The 19151-nt window shown below is 63.3% G+C and carries 18 protein-coding genes; 9 read left to right on the plus strand and 9 right to left on the minus strand.

Annotation, left to right across the window (positions count from 1 at the left end; genetic code table 11):
* Positions 1-146: 146 nt before the first annotated feature.
* The 7 genes from ROZ00_01290 (at position 147) to ROZ00_01320 (ending at position 8361) form a co-directional block, all read left to right on the plus strand.
* Positions 147-3011, plus strand: a complete 2865-nt coding sequence (locus ROZ00_01290; GenBank protein MDT3734844.1) for a molybdopterin oxidoreductase family protein — start codon at positions 147-149, stop codon at positions 3009-3011.
* On the plus strand, positions 3008-3739 hold the full coding sequence (gene soeB, locus ROZ00_01295; GenBank protein MDT3734845.1) for a sulfite dehydrogenase subunit SoeB: 732 nt from the start codon (positions 3008-3010) through the stop codon (positions 3737-3739). The genes ROZ00_01290 and soeB overlap by 4 nt, the downstream gene beginning before the upstream one ends.
* A gap of 4 nt (positions 3740-3743) precedes the next feature.
* The gene (locus ROZ00_01300) at positions 3744-4721 is read left to right on the plus strand and encodes a DmsC/YnfH family molybdoenzyme membrane anchor subunit (protein ID MDT3734846.1); all 978 of its coding nucleotides are present in this window, start codon (positions 3744-3746) and stop codon (positions 4719-4721) included.
* A gap of 149 nt (positions 4722-4870) precedes the next feature.
* Positions 4871-5098 (plus strand): sulfurtransferase TusA family protein, encoded by a 228-nt coding sequence (locus tag ROZ00_01305; protein ID MDT3734847.1) that lies wholly within the window; start codon positions 4871-4873, stop codon positions 5096-5098.
* 317 nt (positions 5099-5415) lie between these two features.
* Positions 5416-5919, plus strand: coding sequence for a DsrE/DsrF/DrsH-like family protein (locus tag ROZ00_01310; protein ID MDT3734848.1), 504 nt, complete (start codon positions 5416-5418; stop codon positions 5917-5919).
* A 135-nt stretch (positions 5920-6054) separates the two neighbouring features.
* Positions 6055-7344, plus strand: a complete 1290-nt coding sequence (locus ROZ00_01315; GenBank protein ID MDT3734849.1) for an outer membrane protein transport protein — start codon at positions 6055-6057, stop codon at positions 7342-7344.
* Positions 7345-7449: 105 nt separating this feature from the next.
* Positions 7450-8361: a hypothetical protein gene (locus ROZ00_01320; GenBank protein MDT3734850.1), complete on the plus strand. Its 912-nt coding sequence runs from the start codon at positions 7450-7452 to the stop codon at positions 8359-8361.
* A gap of 45 nt (positions 8362-8406) precedes the next feature.
* Here ROZ00_01320 and ROZ00_01325 read toward each other — a convergent pair whose 3' ends face one another.
* From ROZ00_01325 to ROZ00_01345, 5 genes are all read right to left on the minus strand, one after another.
* Positions 8407-9642 (minus strand): MFS transporter, encoded by a 1236-nt coding sequence (locus ROZ00_01325; protein MDT3734851.1) that lies wholly within the window; start codon positions 9640-9642, stop codon positions 8407-8409.
* A 33-nt stretch (positions 9643-9675) separates the two neighbouring features.
* Positions 9676-12492 (minus strand): valine--tRNA ligase, encoded by a 2817-nt coding sequence (locus ROZ00_01330; GenBank protein MDT3734852.1) that lies wholly within the window; start codon positions 12490-12492, stop codon positions 9676-9678.
* Positions 12493-12560: 68 nt separating this feature from the next.
* Positions 12561-12965 carry a hypothetical protein gene (locus ROZ00_01335; protein ID MDT3734853.1) on the minus strand — a complete coding sequence of 135 codons (405 nt, stop codon included), beginning with the start codon at positions 12963-12965 and terminating at the stop codon, positions 12561-12563.
* 3 nt (positions 12966-12968) lie between these two features.
* The gene (locus ROZ00_01340; protein ID MDT3734854.1) at positions 12969-13391 is read right to left on the minus strand and encodes a DNA polymerase III subunit chi; all 423 of its coding nucleotides are present in this window, start codon (positions 13389-13391) and stop codon (positions 12969-12971) included.
* A complete protein-coding gene (locus tag ROZ00_01345) occupies positions 13388-14881 on the minus strand; it encodes a leucyl aminopeptidase (protein MDT3734855.1) in 1494 nt (497 codons plus the stop codon). The genes ROZ00_01340 and ROZ00_01345 overlap by 4 nt, the downstream gene beginning before the upstream one ends.
* A gap of 62 nt (positions 14882-14943) precedes the next feature.
* Between ROZ00_01345 and lptF the strand changes: the two genes are divergently transcribed.
* Both lptF and lptG read left to right on the plus strand, forming a co-directional pair.
* Positions 14944-16050, plus strand: coding sequence for an LPS export ABC transporter permease LptF (gene lptF / locus ROZ00_01350; protein MDT3734856.1), 1107 nt, complete (start codon positions 14944-14946; stop codon positions 16048-16050).
* Complete coding sequence (lptG, locus tag ROZ00_01355) at positions 16047-17120, plus strand: LPS export ABC transporter permease LptG (GenBank protein MDT3734857.1); 1074 nt, start codon at positions 16047-16049, stop codon at positions 17118-17120. The genes lptF and lptG overlap by 4 nt, the downstream gene beginning before the upstream one ends.
* On the opposite strand, the gene ROZ00_01360 is transcribed toward lptG, so the two are convergent.
* Genes ROZ00_01360 through ROZ00_01375 form a run of 4 tightly spaced genes read right to left on the minus strand, consistent with a single transcriptional unit; the run spans position 17097 to position 19121 of the window.
* The gene (locus ROZ00_01360; protein ID MDT3734858.1) at positions 17097-17531 is read right to left on the minus strand and encodes an RDD family protein; all 435 of its coding nucleotides are present in this window, start codon (positions 17529-17531) and stop codon (positions 17097-17099) included. The genes lptG and ROZ00_01360 overlap by 24 nt on opposite strands.
* 29 nt (positions 17532-17560) lie before the next feature.
* Positions 17561-18211, minus strand: coding sequence for a DUF3106 domain-containing protein (locus ROZ00_01365; GenBank protein ID MDT3734859.1), 651 nt, complete (start codon positions 18209-18211; stop codon positions 17561-17563).
* Complete coding sequence (locus tag ROZ00_01370; GenBank protein MDT3734860.1) at positions 18181-18561, minus strand: DUF3619 family protein; 381 nt, start codon at positions 18559-18561, stop codon at positions 18181-18183. Before ROZ00_01370 ends, ROZ00_01365 begins: the two co-directional genes overlap by 31 nt.
* A complete protein-coding gene (locus ROZ00_01375; GenBank protein ID MDT3734861.1) occupies positions 18558-19121 on the minus strand; it encodes an RNA polymerase sigma factor in 564 nt (187 codons plus the stop codon). The genes ROZ00_01370 and ROZ00_01375 overlap by 4 nt, the downstream gene beginning before the upstream one ends.
* Positions 19122-19151 lie beyond the last annotated feature (30 nt).

The raw sequence follows: 19151 nt of genomic DNA on the forward strand, positions 1-19151 counted from the left end.
GCGGCAGTATCCAATATTTGCGCAAGCTTATCCCATAAGTAGCTATTCAGATAGGCACTTATGGACAAATAAAAACATTTGCCTTGAGGCGGTTAGTTAAAGTATTAAGAATATCGCCAATTACTAATACATCCACATTCCCAACAATGTCCGCCTCCTCTGCTCCGGTTCAAGAGGTCAAGAAAACCACCTGCTACATGTGTGCCTGCCGCTGCGGCATCCGCGTGCATCTGGTCGACGGGCAGGTGCGCTACATCGACGGCAATCCGGATCATCCGCTCAACCAGGGCGTCATCTGCGCCAAGGGCAGTTCCGGCATCATGAAGCAGTACTCGCCTGCAAGGTTGACGAAACCCTTGCTGCGCAAGCCGGGCAGCGAGCGCGGCGCCGGCGCGTTCGAGCCGATCTCCTGGGAGAAGGCGTTTACGATCCTGTCCGAGCGGCTGGCGAAGATCCGCGCCACGGACCCGAAGCAGTTTGCCATCTTCACCGGCCGCGACCAGATGCAGGCGCTGACCGGCCTCTTCGCCCGCCAGTTCGGCACGCCCAACTACGCGGCGCACGGCGGCTTCTGCTCGGTGAACATGGCCGCCGGCATGATCTACACCATCGGCGGCTCCTTCTGGGAGTTCGGCGGGCCGGACCTCGACCGCGCCAAGCTGTTCGTCATGATCGGCACCGCCGAGGACCATCACTCCAACCCGCTGAAGATCGCCATTTCGAAGTTCAAGCGCAACGGCGGCCGCTTCGTCTCGATCAACCCGGTGCGCACCGGCTACTCGGCCATCGCGGACGAGTGGGTGCCGATCCGCCCGGGCACGGACGGCGCGCTGCTGCTGGCGATCATCCACGAGATCATCGCCCAGGGCCTGTACGACCGCGACTTCCTGGTGCGCTACACCAATGCCGGCCAACTGGTGAACCTCGACGCGAAGAGCGACGAGTTCGGCATGTTCCTGCGCACCGAGGTGCCGGAGGAGGAGGGCTGCTTCGACCCGCAGAACAAGCTGTGGTGGGACCGCGCCACGAACAAGCCGGTGATCACGCACACCGAAGGCTGCGACCCCTTCCTGCTCGGCGAATTCAAACTTGCCGACGGCACGCCGGTGAAGCCGTCCTTCCAGTTGCTGCAGGAGCGTGTGAATGACTACACGCCGGAATGGGCCGAGGGGCTGACCGGCATTCCGGCCGCGACGATCAAGCGCCTCGCCTACGAGATGGGCGTCACGGCGCGCGACCAGAAGATCGAGCTGCCGATCGCGTGGACGGATTCCTGGGGCAAGGAGCACGACACCGTCACCGGCAACCCGGTGGCCTTCCACGCCATGCGCGGCCTGGCGGCGCACTCCAACGGCTTCCACACCATCCGCGCACTGGCGATCCTGATGTCGCTGTTGGGCACCATCGACCGGCCGGGCGGCTTCCGCCACAAGGCGCCGTTCCCGCGGCCGATCCCGCCCTGCGCCAAGACCCCCAACACGCCGCTGGCGGTGAAGCCCAACTCGGTACTGGACGGCATGGCGCTGGGCTGGCCGGCCGAGCCGGACGATTTGTTCGTCGACGAATCAGGCAACCCGGTGCGCATCGACAAGGCCTTCTCCTGGGAGTATCCGCTCTCGGTGCATGGCCTCATGCACAACGTCATCACCAATGCCTGGCGCGGCGATCCCTACCGCATCGATACCCTGCTCATCTTCATGGCCAACATGGCGTGGAACTCCACCATGAACACGGCGGAGGTGAGGAAGATGCTCAATGACAAGGACGAGAACGGGGAATACAGGATTCCCTTCATCGCCGTCTGCGACGCCTTCCAGTCGGAGATGACGGCCTTCGCCGATCTCGTGCTGCCCGACACCACCTATCTCGAGCGCCACGACGTGATGTCCATGCTCGACCGGCCGATCTCGGAGTTCGACGGTCCGGTGGACTCCGTGCGCATCCCGGTGCTCGCGCCGACCGGCGAGTGCAAGCCCTTCCAGGAGGTGCTGATCGAGCTGGGTACGCGCCTGAAACTGCCGGTGTTCGTCAGCAAGGACGGGGCGCGCAAGTATCGCGATTACCCGGACTTCATCACCAACTACGAGACCGAGCCGGGATCGGGCATCGGTTTCCTCGCCGGCTGGCGCGGCAAGGGCGGCGAGAAATTCATGCGCGGCGAGCCGAATCCGCGCCAGTGGGAAATGTACGCGCAGAACAATTGCGTGTACCACCACGAGCTGCCGCGCTCCTACCAGTACATGCGCAACTGGAACCAGGGCTATCTGGAGTGGTCGCAGCGCAGCCGCATCACGCGCTACGCCGAGCCGATCCTCATCCACCTCTACTCCGAGGTGCTGCAGAAATTCCGCCTCGCCGCGCAGGGCAAGGGCATCTCGCGCAAGCCGCCCGAGCACCTGAAGCAGCGCATCGAGACCTACTTCGATCCGCTGCCCTTCTACTTCGACCCGCTCGAAGTGCAGGCGACCGACACGCACAAATATCCGCTCGCCGCGGTGACGCAGCGGCCGATGGCGATGTACCACTCCTGGGACTCGCAGAACGCCTGGCTGCGGCAGATCCACGCGCACAACTACCTGTTCGTGAACGCCCGCACGGCGCGGCTCGCCGGCATCGACGACGGCGACTGGATCTGGGTCGAGTCGCAGTGGGGCAAGGTGCGCTGCATGGCGCGCCATTCCGAGGCGGTGGAACCGGGCACGGTGTGGACCTGGAACGCCATCGGCAAGGCCGCCGGCGCCTGGAACCTGACGCCGGACGCGAACGAATCGAAGCTGGGCTTCCTGCTCAACCACGTCATTTCGGAGGAGTTGCCCGGAGGCAACGGGCGCATCTCGAACTCCGACCCGATCACCGGACAGGCCGCCTGGTACGACGTGCGCGTGCGGATTTCAAAAGTCAGTCCCGGCGAGACGGCGGAAACCTCTCCGCAATTCGAACCGCTCAAACCCTACCCGGGGCAGGAGGAGCGCAAGAGCCTGTGGGCCTACATGACGGGAGCGAAAAAGTGACACAACTCGCTCTTGTGATCGACCTAAACGTCTGCGTCGGCTGCCATGCCTGCGTGACGAGCTGCAAGGAGTGGAACACCTCCGGGCAGGCCGGACCCTTGACGGACTTCAATCCCTACGGCGCCGACCCGACCGGCACATTCTTCAACCGCGTGCAGACCTTCGAGGTCGGCGAGTTCCCGAACACGGAGACCGTGCACTTCCCGAAGTCCTGCCTGCACTGCGAGGAGCCGCCCTGTGTGCCGGTGTGTCCGACCGGCGCCTCCTACAAGCGCAAGGAGGACGGCATCGTCCTAGTCGACTACGACAAGTGCATCGGCTGCAAGTACTGCTCCTGGGCCTGTCCCTACGGCGCACGCGAGATCGACGAGAAGCAGAAGGTCATGAAGAAGTGCACGCTCTGCGTGGACCGCATCTACGACAAGTCGCTGCCTGAACGAGACCGCAAGCCGTCCTGCGTCCTGGCCTGCCCGACCAGCGCGCGCCTGTTCGGCGACGTGCACGACCCAGAGTCGGAAGTGTCGAAGGCGATCCGCGAGAGCGGCGGCTACCAGCTCATGCCGGAGTGGGGCACGCAGCCGGCCAACCACTACCTGCCGCGACGCAAGACGAAGCTGCGCATCCACGAGGACGAACTGGTGCGCGCCGACAACCCGCTGAAGATCGAGGGCAGGCTGCCGAAACCGGCGATGACAGAGCCTTCGCTCGACGACGTAACCTCTTGGTGAAGCCATGCATCCCGCGTTTTCGGTGATCTTTCTTACGACGCTCATCGGAGTCGGGCAAGGCTTGTTCCTCGCCCTGTTCACCGTCGAGTCCTATGCCGCCTTCGGCCTGCTGCCGCCGCAGGAAGGCCGTTTCTATGCGATCGGCAGCGCGGTGGCACTCGGCTTTCTTGTCGCTGGCCTGATCGCCTCCTTTTTCCACCTCGGCCACCCCGAGCGCGCCTGGCGCTCCGCCGCGAAATGGCGCACCTCCTGGCTGTCGCGCGAGGTGATTGTCCTGCCCGCTTTCATGGGCACGGTGCTCCTCTACGGCGCAGCGCACTGCACCGGCTTCAATCCGGTGCTCGCGCAGTTGCCTTCCGGCGCGCCGGTCAATGTCACGGCAATGCTCGGCGTGGCCGGCACCGTGCTGGCATTTGCGCTGTTCGTGTGTACCGGCATGATCTACGCCTGCCTGCGCTTCCTGCAGGAATGGCACACGCCGCTGACGGTGGTCAACTACACCCTGCTGGGCGGAGCGTCGGGCTTCGTGCTGGCCACCGCGCTGTCGGCGTCGATGGCCCCCGGCGTGACAGGCTTCCTTGGTGGCTGGGCCATGATCCTGACGCTGCTGGCCCTGGTCGGCCGTGTCGCCACGCTGCTGCGCAATGCCCGCCTCAGGCCGAAATCGACGCTGCGCACGGCCATTGGCGTGAAGCATCCGCGCATCGTGCAGAAGGCGCAGGGCGCGATGGGCGGTTCGTTCAACACCCGCGAATTCTTCCATGGCCGGACGGGCGTCTTCCTGCGCCAGGTGAAGTGGTTGTTTCTCCTGCTGGCCTTCGTCCTGCCCATGGGATTGTTGGCAGGCGGGACGACGGGGGGATCAGGCGCGCTGCTGCTGGCCGCCTTCGCCGTGCAGTATCTCGGCCTCCTCGCTGAGCGCTGGTTTTTCTTCGCCCAGGCGAACCATCCGCAGAACCTGTATTACCAGGCGGTATCCTGAATGGACGAAAAAAGAAATTCGATGCTGCAGAATGCCTGACATGGGTTGCGCTGGGCCTGTGGCAAAAGTATATTAGCGGCGTCTGAAATGACTTTCGCTTTGCTTGTGCGGCAGGCGGGTTTCGATCTAATTATTCCGGAGGAAGAATCATGAATTTCGACAAGGAACTGGATGCCAAGGGGCTGAACTGCCCGCTGCCGATTCTGCGTGCCAAGAAGGCGCTGGCGGAAATGACGAGCGGCCAAGTGCTGCGCATCATGGCCACCGACCCTGGGTCGGTGAAGGACTTCGCTGCCTTCGCCAAGCAGACCGGCAACGAATTGCTGTCGACTGCCGAGCAGGGCAAGGAATTCGAGTTCTACATCAAGCGGAAGTAATCGCCTGCATTCGTTGGAACGAACGGCCCGGTTTTCCGGGCCGTTTCTTTTTGCCCGGCCTGTCGCAGCGCAGCATATGCGGCCAATATGGGTCGATAAGCAGAATCGTCTGGCGAGCCGGGCTGCCTTAGAACATTATTATTCGTTAATGAATAAAATATAGCGATGGGGCGACCTTATCCGACCCTGCCCGCGCAAGAGGAGCAACCATGAACATGCCTACCGACCAGGCCGCCCTGGATGCGCTGATCCGTCAGCGCCTCGACGAAATCCTGCCGCAGAAACTCGAGGAACTGAAGGCGTCCAAGACGCCCTCGATGTCGATCATCGCGACCAAAGGTACGCTCGACTGGGCCTACCCTCCCTTCATCCTCGGCTCGACTGCCGCCGCGCTGGGATGGGACGTGCAGATCTTCTTCACCTTCTACGGCCTCAACCTGCTGAAGAAGGACGTCAGCGACCTCAAGGTCAGCCCGCTGGGCAACCCCGGCATGCCGATGAAGATGCCCTTCGGGCCGGACTGGTTCAAGGGCATCGACTGGAACAAATTCCTGATGCCGAACCTCATCCAGTCGAACCTTCCGGGCTTCGAGTCGGTGGCCACCATGCTCATGAAGCAGACCATCAAGAACAATGGCGTGGCGACGATCGACGAGCTTCGCTCGCTGTCGAAGGAAGCCGATGTCAAGTTCATCGCCTGCCAGATGACGGTCGAGTTGTTCGGCTTTACCCACGACGACTTCATCGAGGGCATCGACTACGCCGGCGCAGCGACTTTCCTGCCGGTGGCGCAGCAGTCCGACGTCTGCCTGTTCATGTGATGTTGCTTTCACGCAACAGAACAGACGGCCCGGCTATATCTTGATGAAAGAATATTTGCATTCGTATATTTAAACGAATACTTTTACTTGCGTGGTTCAGCAGGTGATTCATAACCAAAGGGAGGGGGCAGGAGGATGAAACTGAACAAACTGATGGGTGTGCTGGCGATTGCCGGCCTCACTGCGCCGGGCCTGGCCCTGGCGACCAACGGCTATTTTTCGCACGGCTACGGCATGAAGGCAAAAGGGATGGCCGGCGTCGGCATCGCCCTGCCGCAGGATGCGCTGGCTGCTGCGACCAACCCCGCCGGCATGGCTTTCGTCGGCGATCGCCTCGATGTCGGCGTGGACTGGTTCCGGCCGATTCGCGACGCCGAAATCGTTTCCCCCTTTGGAGCCATCCCGGGTCTGACGGGTGATTTCAATGGCAGCGGCAAGAAGGATTTTTTTGTGCCGGAGTTCGGCTATAACAAAATGCTCGGCTGGAACATGTCGCTGGGCGTCAGCGTCTACGGCAACGGCGGCATGAATACGACGTATGACAACGGTCCGGCTCCGTTCGGCGGCGGCATTCCCTTGTTCAATGGGGGCACCGGACAGAAGACCGGGCAGAATCTGGAACAATTGTTTATTGCACCGACTTTCGCCTACAAGATCAACAAGAACCATGCCGTCGGCGTGTCCCTGAATCTCGCCTACCAGCGCTTCCGGGCCGATGGCTTAGGCGGCTTTGCAGGGTTTTCAATGTTCCCCACCAACATGACAGACAGAGGCGTAGATACCTCAACCGGGTGGGGCATCAAGATCGGCTATACGGGCAATCTCACGGACGCGGTGACTGTCGGTGCAACTTATCAATCCCGCACCTGGATGAAAAAATTCGGCAAGTACAAGGGACTTTTTGCCGAACAGGGGGATTTCGACATCCCCGAGACTTACGGTATCGGCATCGCCGTCAAGGCAACACCGAAACTGACCGTTGCCGCCGACGTCCAGCAGATCAATTTCGGTAGTGTCGATTCGGTTTCGAATTCGGTTCTCAATCTGCTGGCAGGAAACCCCCTGGGCAGCGACAACGGTCCGGGTTTTGGCTGGCGCGACATGACGGTGCTCAAACTCGGCCTGAGCTACGCCTATAGCGACAAGCTGACCTTGCGTGCAGGTGTTAGCACGACACGGCAACCGATTCCAAAAGATGAAACTCTCTTCAACATGCTTGCGCCCGGCGTGGTTGAGAATCACCTGACCCTGGGTGCAACCTGGGCGGTATCGCCCAGCACGGAACTGACTGTGGCATACATGCATGCCTTCAGCAAGAAGGTGAAGGGTTCCGGTTCCTTCCCGCTGGCGGCCCCGGGAACCGCGGAGGTCAACCTGAAGATGCATGAAGACTCGCTGGGCATCGCCTACGGCTTGAAGTTCTGATCCAGCCGCCTGCCGATGCAGTAAAAAATTGGGCCGAAGCGCAAGCGCTTCGGCCCTTTTTGTTTCGCCAAACCATAAATCGCTAACAACCAAAGGAGAGCAACGATGAGAGCCATTCTCAGGGGAGTGTTTTGCCTGATTTTCGGCATCAGCAGCGCCGTCTGGGCGCAGGATGCCGTGCTGAAGCCGTTCGTGCTGGCCTCGAAAGGGCCGGGAGAGGTGGCGGCGAAGACGGATGAGGTGAAGGCGGCGCTGGCGAAGCACGGTTTCACGGTTGCCGGCAGCTATGCGCCGTATCCCAACGCCATGGTGATTGCCGTCACCAACGAAGAAATGCGTACCACAGCCGCCAAGTCGGAGCACGGCGGCTTCGGCGCCGCCCAGCGCGTCTCCGTCACCAAGGTCGGCAACGAGGTCCAGGTCGCCTACACCAATCCGGTGTATATGGCGAACGCCTACCGCATGGCGGGCGATCTCAAGGAGACTTCGGCGAAGCTGCAGGCGGCCCTGGGGCGCATCGAGGAATTCGGCGCCAAGGGCCTGACGGCGGACAAGTTGCGCAAGTACCACTACACCTTCGGCATGGAGTACTTCGACGAGCCGAACGAGTTCGTCAAGTACGGCAGCTACGAGGAGGCCGTGAAGGCGGTGGAGGCCGGCCTGGCCGCCGGCAGGCAGGGCGTGACCAAGGTCTACCGCGTCGATGTCGCCGGCAAGAAGGAAACCCTGTTCGGCGTCGCCATGAAGGGCGAGGGCGAGTCCGGCAAGTTCATGGACGACAAGTACATCATGAGCGAGATCGACTTCAAGGACGTGAAGTCGACCGCGCACCTGCCCTACGACATCCTGGTCTCGGACAACAAGGTGTATGCGCTGTATGCCCGCTTCCGCATCGCCATCAGCTTCCCGGATCTCTCGATGATGGGGGCGAACAGCTTCATGAATATCATGAAGTCGCCCGAGGCGATCCGCGAGGCGCTGGCGCTGTCGGTCGGCGGCAAGAAGGACGCGCGTTAGGAACTTCAGGCAGGGGAAAAGGCCGGAGGCTTGCCTCCGGCCTTTTCATTTGTGCTGCGCGTGCAGGGGGTCGAGCACGGCACGCAGGCGCTGCAGGCGCGCGGCGAACCAGGCGGCACCGAGCAGGCAGGCGAGGCCGCCGATCGCCAGCGCCACGCGTGCGCCGAAGTGCTCGGCGATCCAGCCCGAGGCGAAGTGTCCGAGCGGAGCGACGCCGAGAAAGGCCATGACGTGGAAACTGACCAGGCGGCCGCGCAGGTGGTCGGGCACCACCGACTGCAGGATCATGTTCGCCGAGGCGGTGTTCACCATGATGCCGAAGCCGACCAGGGGCAGGGCGGCGAGCGAGAGGCCGAACCATGGCGATTGGGAGAAGACGAGCAGGCCCAGCCCGGCGCAGCCGGCGGCGACCGGGACCAGCGCCTCCAGGCCGGCCACGTGCTTGCGCGATGCCAGATAGAGCACGCCGATTACCGCACCCACACTGCCGGCGCCGACCAGCACGCCGAGCAGGTCGGCGCCGCCGGCGAAGATGTCGCGTGCGAATACCGGCATCAGCGAAGCGTAGGGGTTGGCGAAGAAGCTTACCAGCGCCACCAGCGCCAGCATGCTGCGCGTCGGCAGGAAATGCCAGGCGAACTGCGCCGCTTCCTTCAGCCCGGCCAGCCAGCCCTGGGTGTGCGGCTTGCGCGGCAGGCCACATACGCGGATGGCCGCGAGCGAGGCGATCACCGCCAGGTAGGAGAGGGCGTTGATCGTGAAGCACCAGGCTTCGCCGGCCAGCGCCAGCACCACGCCGGCGATCGGCGGGCCGACCAGGCGCGAGGCGTTCATCATCAGGGAATTCATCGCGATGGCGTTGGGCAGGTGCTCGCGCGAGCCGACCAGTTCCAGCAGGAAGGACTGGCGCAGCGGCGTGTCGATGGCGTTGACCACGCCGAGGAAGGCCGCCGCCACGAGCAGGTGCCAGACTTCGACCATTCCGGCAAAAGTCAGTCCCGCCAGGACGGCGGCTTGCAGCAATGACAGCACTTGCGTGACCAGCATGCTGCGGCGGCGGTCGAAGCGGTCGGCCCAGAGGCCGCCGAGCGGGGCGAGGAAGAGGATGGGGACGTGGCCGACGAAGCTCGCCAGGCCGAGCATGAAGGGCGAGCCGGTCAGGCGGTAGACCAGCCAGGCCAGCGCGATCTGCTGCATCCAGGTGCCGACCAGCGAGGCGCTCTGGCCGATGAAGTAGATGCGGAAGTTGCGCTGGCCGAGCGCGCGCACGAGATGCTTCATCCGCGTCGGACAGCGCTGCCGCTGTCGCGGTTCCTACTGGAGCCGGGCGAGTTGCGCACGCAGCTTGTCGGCGAGCGCGCCGAAGTTCGCCAGCCGCTCCTTCTCCTGCGCCACGACGGTGGCAGGGGCGCGTGCGACGAAGCCCTCGTTGGCGAGCTTGGCCTGCGCCTTGGCGATTTCCCCGTCGATGCGCGTGATTTCCTTGCCCAGGCGCTCGCGCTCGGCCGCGACGTCGATCTCGATCTTCAGCATCAGGCGGAAGTCGCCGACGATCTGCACCGGCGCGTCGCCGGCCGGCAATTCGGCGCCGGTGGCCGCGACCTCGGAGAGCTTGGCCAGGGCGGCGAGGTAGGGCGCGAAGGCGGCGACACGGCCCTTGTCGCCGGCGGCGAGCAGCGGCACCTTCTGCGCCGGCGAGAGGCTCATCTCCCCGCGCAGGCTGCGGCAGGCGTTGATCAGGTCCTTGAGCAGTTGGACTTCGGCCTCGGCCTTCTCGTCGATGCGCGACGGTTCGGAGGCAGGATAGGGCTGCAGCATGATGCTCTCGCCTGATCGTCCCGCCACGGGCGCGACCTTCTGCCACAGCTCCTCGGTGATGAAGGGGATCAGCGGATGGGCCAGGCGCAGCGTGGTCTCCAGCACGCGCACCAGGGTGCGGCGCGTGCCGCGCTGCTGCGCCTCATTGCCGGTCTGGATCTGCACCTTGGCCAGTTCGACGTACCAGTCGCAGTACTCGTCCCAGACGAACTCGTAGACGGCGCGGGCGAGCAGGTCGAAGCGGTAGTCGGCGAAGTGCTGCGCCACCTCGGCCTCGGTGCGCTGCAGGCGGCTGACGATCCAGCGGTCGGCGGCGGAAAAGACGATGTCGGTGCCGCAGGCGTGACCGTCCTGCAGGCCGCAGTCCTGCCCTTCGCAGTTCATCAGCACGAAGCGCGTGGCATTCCACAGCTTGTTGCAGAAGTTGCGGTAGCCCTCGCAGCGGCCCATGTCGAACTTGATGTCGCGCCCCGGGCTGGCGAGCGAGGCGAAGGTGAAGCGCAGCGCGTCGGTGCCGAAGCCGGGGATGCCGTTGGGGAATTCCTTGCGCGTGCGCTTCTCGATCTGCGCCGCCTGCTTCGGGTTCATCAGGCCGCTGGTGCGCTTTTCGACCAGGGCGTCGAGGCCGATGCCGTCGATGAGGTCGATCGGGTCGAGCACGTTGCCCTTCGACTTCGACATCTTCTGGCCCTCCGCATCGCGGATCAGTCCGTGCACATAGACGTCGCGGAAGGGAATCTTCCCGGTGATGTGTTTCGTCATCATCACCATGCGCGCCACCCAGAAGAAGATGATGTCGAAGCCGGTGACCAGCACCGAGGAGGGCAGGTAGAGGTCCAGCGCGGTGTTCGACTTCGCCGGCCACTCCGGCGTCCAGTCCAGCGTCGAGAACGGCCACAGCGCCGAGGAATACCAGGTGTCGAGCACGTCCGGGTCGCGCTCGAGGCCACCCGAGTAGCCGTCGGCGCGGGCGAGCGTGTAGGCCTCGTTCTCGTCGTGGGCGACGTAGACGCGGCCGTCGTCCGAGTGCCAGGCCGGAATCTGGTGGCCCCACCAGAGCTGGCGCGAGATGCACCAGTCCTGGATGTTGTTGAGCCACTGGTTGTAGGTGTTCACCCACTGCTCGGGCACGAAGCGGATTTCGCCCGCTTTTTCCTTTGTTTCCACGCAGTCGAGCGCCTTGCCGGCAATGCTCTTGCCGTCGGCGCCGGGCTTGGACATGGCGACGAACCACTGGTCGGTGAGCATCGGCTCGATGACGGCGTTGGTGCGGTCGCCGCGCGGCACCATCAGCTTGTGCGGCTTCACCGAGGCGAGCAGGCCCTCGGCCTCGAGGTCGGCGACGATGGCCTTGCGGGCGTCGTAGCGGTCCAGGCCGCGGTACTTCTCCGGGCCGTGCTCGTTGATGCGCGCGTCCAGCGTGAGGATGGAGAGCGGCGCGAAGCCGTGGCGGTGGCCGACCTGCCAGTCGTTGAAGTCGTGCGCCGGCGTGATCTTCACGCAGCCGGTGCCGAATGCCTTGTCGACGTAGCTGTCGGCGATGATCGGGATGCTGCGGCCGGTGAGCGGCAGGTGGACGTGCTTGCCGACGAGTTTCGAATAACGCTCGTCCTCGGGGTGCACGGCGACGGCGACGTCGCCGAGCAGGGTCTCGGGGCGCGTCGTGGCGACGATCAATGCCCCATCGCCCTCGACGAACGGGTAGCGGATCTCCCACATCGAGCCGTCTTCCTCGGTGGAGACGACTTCCAGGTCGGACACTGCGGTGAGCAGCTTCGGGTCCCAGTTGACCAGCCGCTTGCCTCGGTAGATCAGTCCTTCGCGGAAGAGCCGCACGAAGGTCTCGGTGACGATCTTCGAGAGCCCCGCGTCCATGGTGAAGCGCTCGCGCGCCCAGTCTGGCGAAGTGCCGAGGCGGCGCATCTGCCGTGTGATGGTGCCGCCCGAGTATTCCTTCCACTGCCAGACACGCTCGAGGAACTTCTCCCGGCCGAGGTCATGGCGCGAGACGCCTTCCGCGTCGAGCTGGCGCTCGACGACGATCTGCGTGGCGATGCCGGCATGGTCGGTGCCCGGCTGCCACAGCGTGTTGGCGCCGCGCATGCGGTGGTAGCGGGTGAGCGCGTCCATCAGGGTCTGGTTGAAGCCATGGCCCATGTGCAGCGTGCCGGTAACGTTCGGCGGCGGCAGCAGGATGCAGAAATTGTCGGTCTTGGCGGTGTCGGCGCCGGCGGCGAAATAGCCGCGCGACTCCCACAGCGGGTACCAGCGGCGCTCGATGTCGGCCGGCTCGAAGGATTTGGCGAGTTCCATCGCTCAGGGGGAAGGATGAGGCGGAAAAGCCGAAATTATACCGGAGCGGCTACCTGCCACGGAGCGTCTTACTTGCCTTGCTTGGTTCTTTCCTGGGCTGAGCGGATCAGGTCGGAAATCAGCAGGGGCAGGGTTTCGCGCAGGGCCGCGCCGACTTCTTCGGCGACCTGTTCGGCGATGCCATCGAGGCGGCGTGCGACCAGGCGCGGCAAGGTGGCGACCAGCCAGTTCTCCACCGCGCGTGCGATGTCCGGCGGCAGGGGGTTCAGCAGATCGCGCATGCGCTCGGCCAGCTGCTCGGCACCGGGGCTGCCCGAGAGCGCTGCCGTGAGGGCCGGCACGGTATGGCTCGGATCGACCACTTCGGTGAGTACGGGTACGTCTTCAGGTGGCGGGGCCGGTTGGGCGCCTCCGGCGACGAAGGCGCGGCGCTTCATCAGCGCGTCGGCCTTGCCAAAGATGTCGTCGCTCACCGCTCAGCCCTTTGAGAGATCGTGGGCCGCGATGGCGTAGCCGCGGTCCCGGTAGAACTTGAAGCGTTCGCGTGCCGGCCCGCGGTCGGCTTCGTCCGTGCCGACGATCTCGACCAGCCGGTCGAAACGGGAAAAGGCCGGCGGCAGGTCGCCATCGAGATTGACCAGCACATCGTGGTGGGCCGCATGATCCAGCGAGCCGCCGATGACGACCGGGGTTTCCGCGGCAAGCGCATCGCTGAGGCGGCAATGCGGCAGGAAACCCGTCGCGGGCTGGACCCATAACTGGCGATCCACCTGGGCGGCCAGACTTTCCTCCGGCGCATACACCAGCACCTTGCGGCCTTCTGCGTACAACTCGCCGATCAGCCGGCAAGCCGCCTGTACCTTGTCGCTGGCGCCGTGGTGGAAGTCGATGCTGGTCACAGCTTGCCTGCGCGCTTCAGCAGGAAGTGTGTCAGCAGCGGGACGGGCCGGCCGGTGGAACCCTTCTCCTTGCCGGAACGCCAGGCGGTGCCGGCGATGTCGAGGTGCGCCCAGCGGTATTTTTTGGTGAAGCGTGCCAGGAAGCAGGCGCCGGTGATGGTGCCCGCCGCGCGGCTGCCGCTGATGTTGGGGATGTCGGCGAAGTTGCTCCTGAGCATCTCCTGGTAGTCGTCCCACAGCGGCAATTGCCAGGCGCGGTCGCCCGAGGCCTGGCCGGCTTCCAGCAGTTCTGCGGCGAGGCCGTCGTCGTTGGCCATCAGGCCGGAGGCCACCGCGCCCAGCGCGATGACGCAGGCGCCGGTGAGCGTGGCGACATCGACCACGCAGTCGGGGTCGAAGCGCTCGGCGTAGGTGAGGGCGTCGCACAGGATGAGGCGTCCCTCGGCATCGGTGTTGAGGATTTCGATGGTCTGGCCGGACATCGAGGTGACGATGTCGCCCGGCCGCGTGGCGGCGCCGCCCGGCATGTTTTCCGTGGTGGGGATGAGGCCGACGACGTTCAGCGGCAGCTTCATGGCGGCGAGGGCGCGGAAGGCGCCCAGCACGCTGGCGGCGCCGGACATGTCGTATTTCATCTCGTCCATCTCGGCGCCGGGCTTGAGCGAGATGCCGCCGGTGTCGAAGGTAATGCCCTTGCCGACCAGCACGACGGGCTTCGCCTTGGCCTTGCCGCCGTGGTATTGCAGCACGATGAAGCGCGGCGGTTGGCGCGAGCCGCGCGCGACCGACAGCAGGGAGCCCATGCCGAGCTTTTCCATGCGGGCGCGGTCGAGCACTTCGCACTTGAGCTTGAATTCCCTGGCCAGCTTCTGCGCCTGCTGCGCGAGGTAGGTCGGCGTGCAGATGTTGGCCGGAAGGTTGCCCAGTTCTCGGGTGAGATCCATGCCCCGGGCGATGGCCGCGCCTTGTTCGAGCGCGGCAGCGGCAGCCTTGGCATCCTTGCCGGCCACGGAGAACGCGATGGCGGCCAGGGTCGGCCTGGCATTGTCCTTCTTCGACTTGAGCTGGTCGGAACGGTAAAGGGCCTCATGGACGACCAGCGCTCCCTGGCGTGCCTGCCAGGCGGCATTGCGCCCGGCAACGGGGAGTTCGCTCAAGGTGATGACGATGTATTTGCTGCCGGTGTCCTTGAGTGTGCGCACCGACGCGGCCACGGCGTCGCGATAGGCCTTCTCGCCGAACTCTGCCTCCTTGCCGAGGCCGACCAGCAGGACGCGTCCCGCGGCGAGGCCGGGCGTGCCGTGCACCAGCAGCGTTGCGCCGCTTTTGCCATCCATGTCGCCGCGGCGCAGGATGCCTGACAGGTAGCCGCCTGAGGCCTTGTCCAGTTTTTGCGCCGGTGCCGACAGCTTGCGCGATTCGAACACGCCGGCAACGACGCAGTCGCATTTGGCCTTATCCGGGCCGCCGCTTTTTATGCTAAATTCCACTCGCAACTCCTCTCCGGCAAATTAGGCTCCGATTATCCCTTCTCCCCTCCGAAAAAGTCAAAATGGCGCGCGGGCTGACTTTTGAGCGTGCGGTGATGCGGGAGTTCACCGGCACGGCGGGCGCAACTTTCGTTGCCCTGTTTGCCATTCTGCTGACGACCCAGCTGATCCGCCTGCTGAGCCAGGCTGCCGGCGGCAAACTCGTCTCCGAGGCGGTGATCGCCCTGCTCGGCTTTGGTGCCCTGACGCATCTGCCGATCCTGCTGTCTTTGACCCTTTTCATTGCGGTGCTGATGACGCTGTCGCGCAGCTATCGCGATTCGGAAATGGCCGTGTGGTTCTCGTGCGGCCTTTCGCTGACGGCCTGGATGAAGCCCGTCCTGAAGTTTTCCGTCCCCCTTGTTGCAGCCATTGCCGTGTTGTCCTTGCTGTTGTCGCCCTGGGCCCAGTCGAAGAGCGTTGAATACCGCCAGCGCATGGATACCCGTGACGATGTGGCGCGCGTTTCACCCGGGGCCTTCAAGGAATCGGCCAGTGGCGAGCGGGTGTTCTTCGTAGAGGCGGCCTCGGCCGACTCCGCCACAGGCGAGGAAGGGGCGGTCAGGAACATCTTCATCAGCTCGATGCAGCACGGCCGCCTGGGCGTGATGATGTCCACCCACGGCTACACGGAAAGCCTGCCCAACGGCGACCGCTTCGTAGTCCTCGTGAATGGAAGGCGCTACGAAGGTACGCCGGGGTCGCCGGAATACCGGGTCATGGAATTCGAACGCTACGCCGTGCGCATCGAAACGAAGGAGGCACGCGGCATCGAAGTGACGACGAAAAACACGCCGACCTGGGCGCTGGTGCAGAATCCGACCAATTCCGGCAAGGGTGAGATCCTCTGGCGCATCGGCATGCCCCTGGCGGCGCTCAACCTGGCCCTGCTGGCGATACCGCTCAGTTTCGTCAATCCCCGCGCCGGCCGCACCAACAACCTGGTTTTGGCGCTCCTCACTTACATGCTGTACAGCAATCTGCTTTCGGTCAGCCAGGCCTGGGTGGCGCAGGGGAAGCTGCGCTTTGAAGTCGGCTGGTGGCTTGTGCACGTCGTGATGTTTGTCATGCTGATCCTGCTGTTCTTCAAGCGGCTGTCGGTTTTCTCCTGGCCGAGGCTGCGCAAGTGAAAGTTTATCAGCGCTACCTGGCGAGGGAGATCTATTCGGCGGTGACGCTGGTGCTCGTCGCATTCCTGATGCTGTTCGCCTTTTTCGACTTCATCAACGAACTGGAAAGCCTGGGCAAGGGAAATTATCAGCTGCGCTTCATGGCGCTGTTTGTGCTGCTGACGCTGCCCGGCCATATCTACGAACTGGCCCCCATCGCGGTTCTGATCGGTACGCTTTATGCCCTGACCATGTTGGCGCGTCATTCCGAAATCACGGTGCTGCGGGCTTCGGGATTGTCGACGGCAGCGATTCTGGGCGGGCTTGCCAAGGTAGGACTGGCATTTGTCTTGCTGACGTTTATTGTCGGAGACTTCATTGCGCCCCCTGCCGAACGTGCTGCCAAGCAGCTGCGGCTGGAGGCAATGTCGCAGGTGGTGGGACAGGAGTTTCGCTCAGGATTGTGGGTCAAGGACGACATGAGCTTCATCAACGTCCGTACCGTCCTGCCGGATTCGCGACTGGAAGGCGTGCGCATCTACGAGTTCGACAAGCATCATGTCCTGCGCTCGATATCCGAGGCAAAGGAAGGTGAATACCTGCCGCCTGACAAGTGGCGACTGAAGGAGGTTGCACAGACGGTTTTCGAAAAGGACCGGGCCAGGGTGAATCGCCTGCCGGAGGCGGTCTGGCAGTCGGCGATCAATCCTGAAATCCTCGGCGTGCTTCTGGTCATGCCGGAGCGGATGTCGGTAGCGAGCCTGTATCGCTATATCCGCCACCTCAAGGACAACCAGGTGAAGACACAGCGCTACGAGATCGCCATGTGGAAAAAACTGGTCTATCCGCTGGCTGCGCTGGTCATGATGGCACTGGCGTTGCCGTTTGCCTATCTGCAGGATCGCATGGGAGCCGTCAGCGTCAAGGTTTTTGCCGGCATCATGCTCGGCATCACCTTCCATATGCTGAACGGCCTTTTTTCCAACCTTGGCATCATCAACAGTTGGCCCCCCTTCTTCTCGGCCATCACACCAAGCGCGCTGTTCCTGCTGGCGGCTACCGGCATGCTATGGTGGGTCGAGCGGCGCTGAGGTTCCAAGCCTTATCAGGCGCGTTCCCGCCAGCCGGTCATGCAGGAACTGGCGGTCACGATCGAAAAGTGCCCAGAGGATGCCAATTCCGCAGCCAAGCAGGCTCGGCCATGCCAAGCAAAAGCGAAGGAAAACCTGCCGGTTCGTCAAAGGCATGCCGTTGGCAGATACCAGCTTGATTTTCCATGTTTGCATGGCGAGGGTTTGCCCGTTTCGCTTCCAGAGCCATCCGAAATAAGCCAGCAAAACGATGAATAGGTGCAGCCAGAGAAGCGGGCCGGGCAGGGCCACCTTCCAGGCCATGCCAAGCAGCAGATGGGGAACAACGAAGGCGACGCTCAACACCCCCAAAAGCAAAAGCGATTCATAGAGCATGCTGGCAAGGCGCCGGCGAATGCTGGCTGTCGCCATGGCGGCATGTATTGCTTCCGCCACGGCGACTACTGCGAGACAGGAGGGTCGGATGCGGCGGGCGTTGCCGGGGCCGGCTGTGCGGTGGCCTCGGTCGTAGCGGGATTGTCGCCTTGAGCCGGGGTCGTCGGTGCCTCCGCGCTAGCCGAGGGTGGCGGGGGGGGCTGAGATGGCGGGGCGGTGACGGCAGGGGCGGCGGTTGGCAAGGGCTGAGACCCTGCGGGCAGTTTCGGCGTTAGTGAATGCGCTTTGGGCGAGCGCTTTCTGGCAGCTTTCTCCGCCAGTCGTTTTTTTTCCTCTTCCGGCAATTCCTTGTATTGCTCCCATTTTTTCTTGAGGGCTTCTTTTTGCTCAGGCGGAACAGTTTTCAGGTTCTTGTAGCGGGCCCGAGCCTGGGTCCGTTGCTCCGGGGTCAGGCTGGCCCAGTCTTGCATGCGTCGCTGCACTCGAGCTTGTTCTTGCGGCTTCATGCCCGGGTAGCGCTTGGCGATCCCCAGCCATTTTTTCTTGCGAAACGCCTCCATCCTGTCCCAATCGCGGGCAAGGGGAGCGAGGATCTGCTTCTGTTCCTGGGTGAGTTCAACCCATGCCGGCTGCCTCAGTTCGGGGACAACGGCGCGGGCGGAGGGGGCGAACGAAAAGACGAGTATCAGTCCTGCGACGAGTGCTCGGAAAGCCATGCCTGGAAGCCTTTGTCGAGGTAGGCGTTGATCGGCAGGTCATCGGCCAGCAATGCACTGTCGATTTCCTCTTGCTCAGCCGCCTTCTGGAAGTCGTTCCACGTCGCCACACCGACGACCCCGACTACCAGACCGACTATTGCAACCAACGCGCGCGCATGGGGCAGAATCATGTCCGCTGCAAAATGCCCCACCCCGGCCAGACTCAATTGCGCTTCCGTGGCTTTCTGGTGGGCAAGCGCATTCTGGCGAGCTTGAAACAATCTGTTGGCGGTTTCATCGTCAATCCCTTCCGCTCCCAGATTGAGTTGGTGGCGTACCTTGTAGGCGAATTCGCGTTCATTTTTCATAGCTCGATGCCCTTTGCCTTCAATGCCGCGGCCAATGAATGAGTCGCCCGGGAGCAATGCGTTTTCACGCTGCCTTCCGAGCATCCCATCGCCGCCGCGGTTTCGGCGATATCCATGTCTTCCCAGTAACGCATAAGAAAGGCCTCGCGTTGACGCGGCGGTAGCTTCATTACTTCTTTTTCAATTATTTCAAGAACCTGTGACTGCTCCAGGCTTGCATGCGGCGTCGCCGGGGAATACGACCCCTGCTCTACCTCCAAAGTTTCAAGAGGGTCGGAATCCTCGTCATCCGATGAGGAGAATGCCGAGAGCAGTGTGGTCCATAGCGAACGGACCTTTTGGCGACGGTAGAAATCCCGGATGGTGTTCTGCAGAATACGCTGGAACAACATCGGCAGTTCCCCCGCCGGCTTGCCTCCATACTTCTCCGCCAGCTTGAGCATCGCATCCTGCACGATATCCAATGCCGTTTCGTCGTCGCGCACGGCAAACAGAGCCTGTTTATAGGCGCGTCGCTCTACGCTGGCGAGAAAATCCGACAGTTCCGTTCTTGCGGCCAGGATTCAGTTTTCCATTCGTGGCGAAGAGCT

The sequence above is a fragment of the Denitratisoma sp. genome (assembly GCA_032027165.1).
Taxonomy (GTDB): Bacteria; Pseudomonadota; Gammaproteobacteria; order Burkholderiales; family Rhodocyclaceae; genus Desulfobacillus.

Coding starts and splice junctions, on each gene's coding strand:
- ROZ00_01290 (MDT3734844.1), top strand. CDS start 147: ATGTCCGCCTCCTCTGCTCCGGTTCAAGAGGTCAAGAAAACCACCTGC.
- ROZ00_01300 (MDT3734846.1), top strand. CDS start 3,744: ATGCATCCCGCGTTTTCGGTGATCTTTCTTACGACGCTCATCGGAGTC.
- ROZ00_01305 (MDT3734847.1), top strand. CDS start 4,871: ATGAATTTCGACAAGGAACTGGATGCCAAGGGGCTGAACTGCCCGCTG.
- ROZ00_01310 (MDT3734848.1), top strand. CDS start 5,416: ATGTCGATCATCGCGACCAAAGGTACGCTCGACTGGGCCTACCCTCCC.
- ROZ00_01315 (MDT3734849.1), top strand. CDS start 6,055: ATGAAACTGAACAAACTGATGGGTGTGCTGGCGATTGCCGGCCTCACT.
- ROZ00_01320 (MDT3734850.1), top strand. CDS start 7,450: ATGAGAGCCATTCTCAGGGGAGTGTTTTGCCTGATTTTCGGCATCAGC.
- ROZ00_01325 (MDT3734851.1), bottom strand. CDS start 9,642: ATGAAGCATCTCGTGCGCGCGCTCGGCCAGCGCAACTTCCGCATCTAC.
- ROZ00_01330 (MDT3734852.1), bottom strand. CDS start 12,492: ATGGAACTCGCCAAATCCTTCGAGCCGGCCGACATCGAGCGCCGCTGG.
- lptF (MDT3734856.1), top strand. CDS start 14,944: ATGGCGCGCGGGCTGACTTTTGAGCGTGCGGTGATGCGGGAGTTCACC.
- ROZ00_01360 (MDT3734858.1), bottom strand. CDS start 17,531: ATGGCGACAGCCAGCATTCGCCGGCGCCTTGCCAGCATGCTCTATGAA.
- ROZ00_01365 (MDT3734859.1), bottom strand. CDS start 18,211: ATGGCTTTCCGAGCACTCGTCGCAGGACTGATACTCGTCTTTTCGTTC.
- ROZ00_01370 (MDT3734860.1), bottom strand. CDS start 18,561: ATGAAAAATGAACGCGAATTCGCCTACAAGGTACGCCACCAACTCAAT.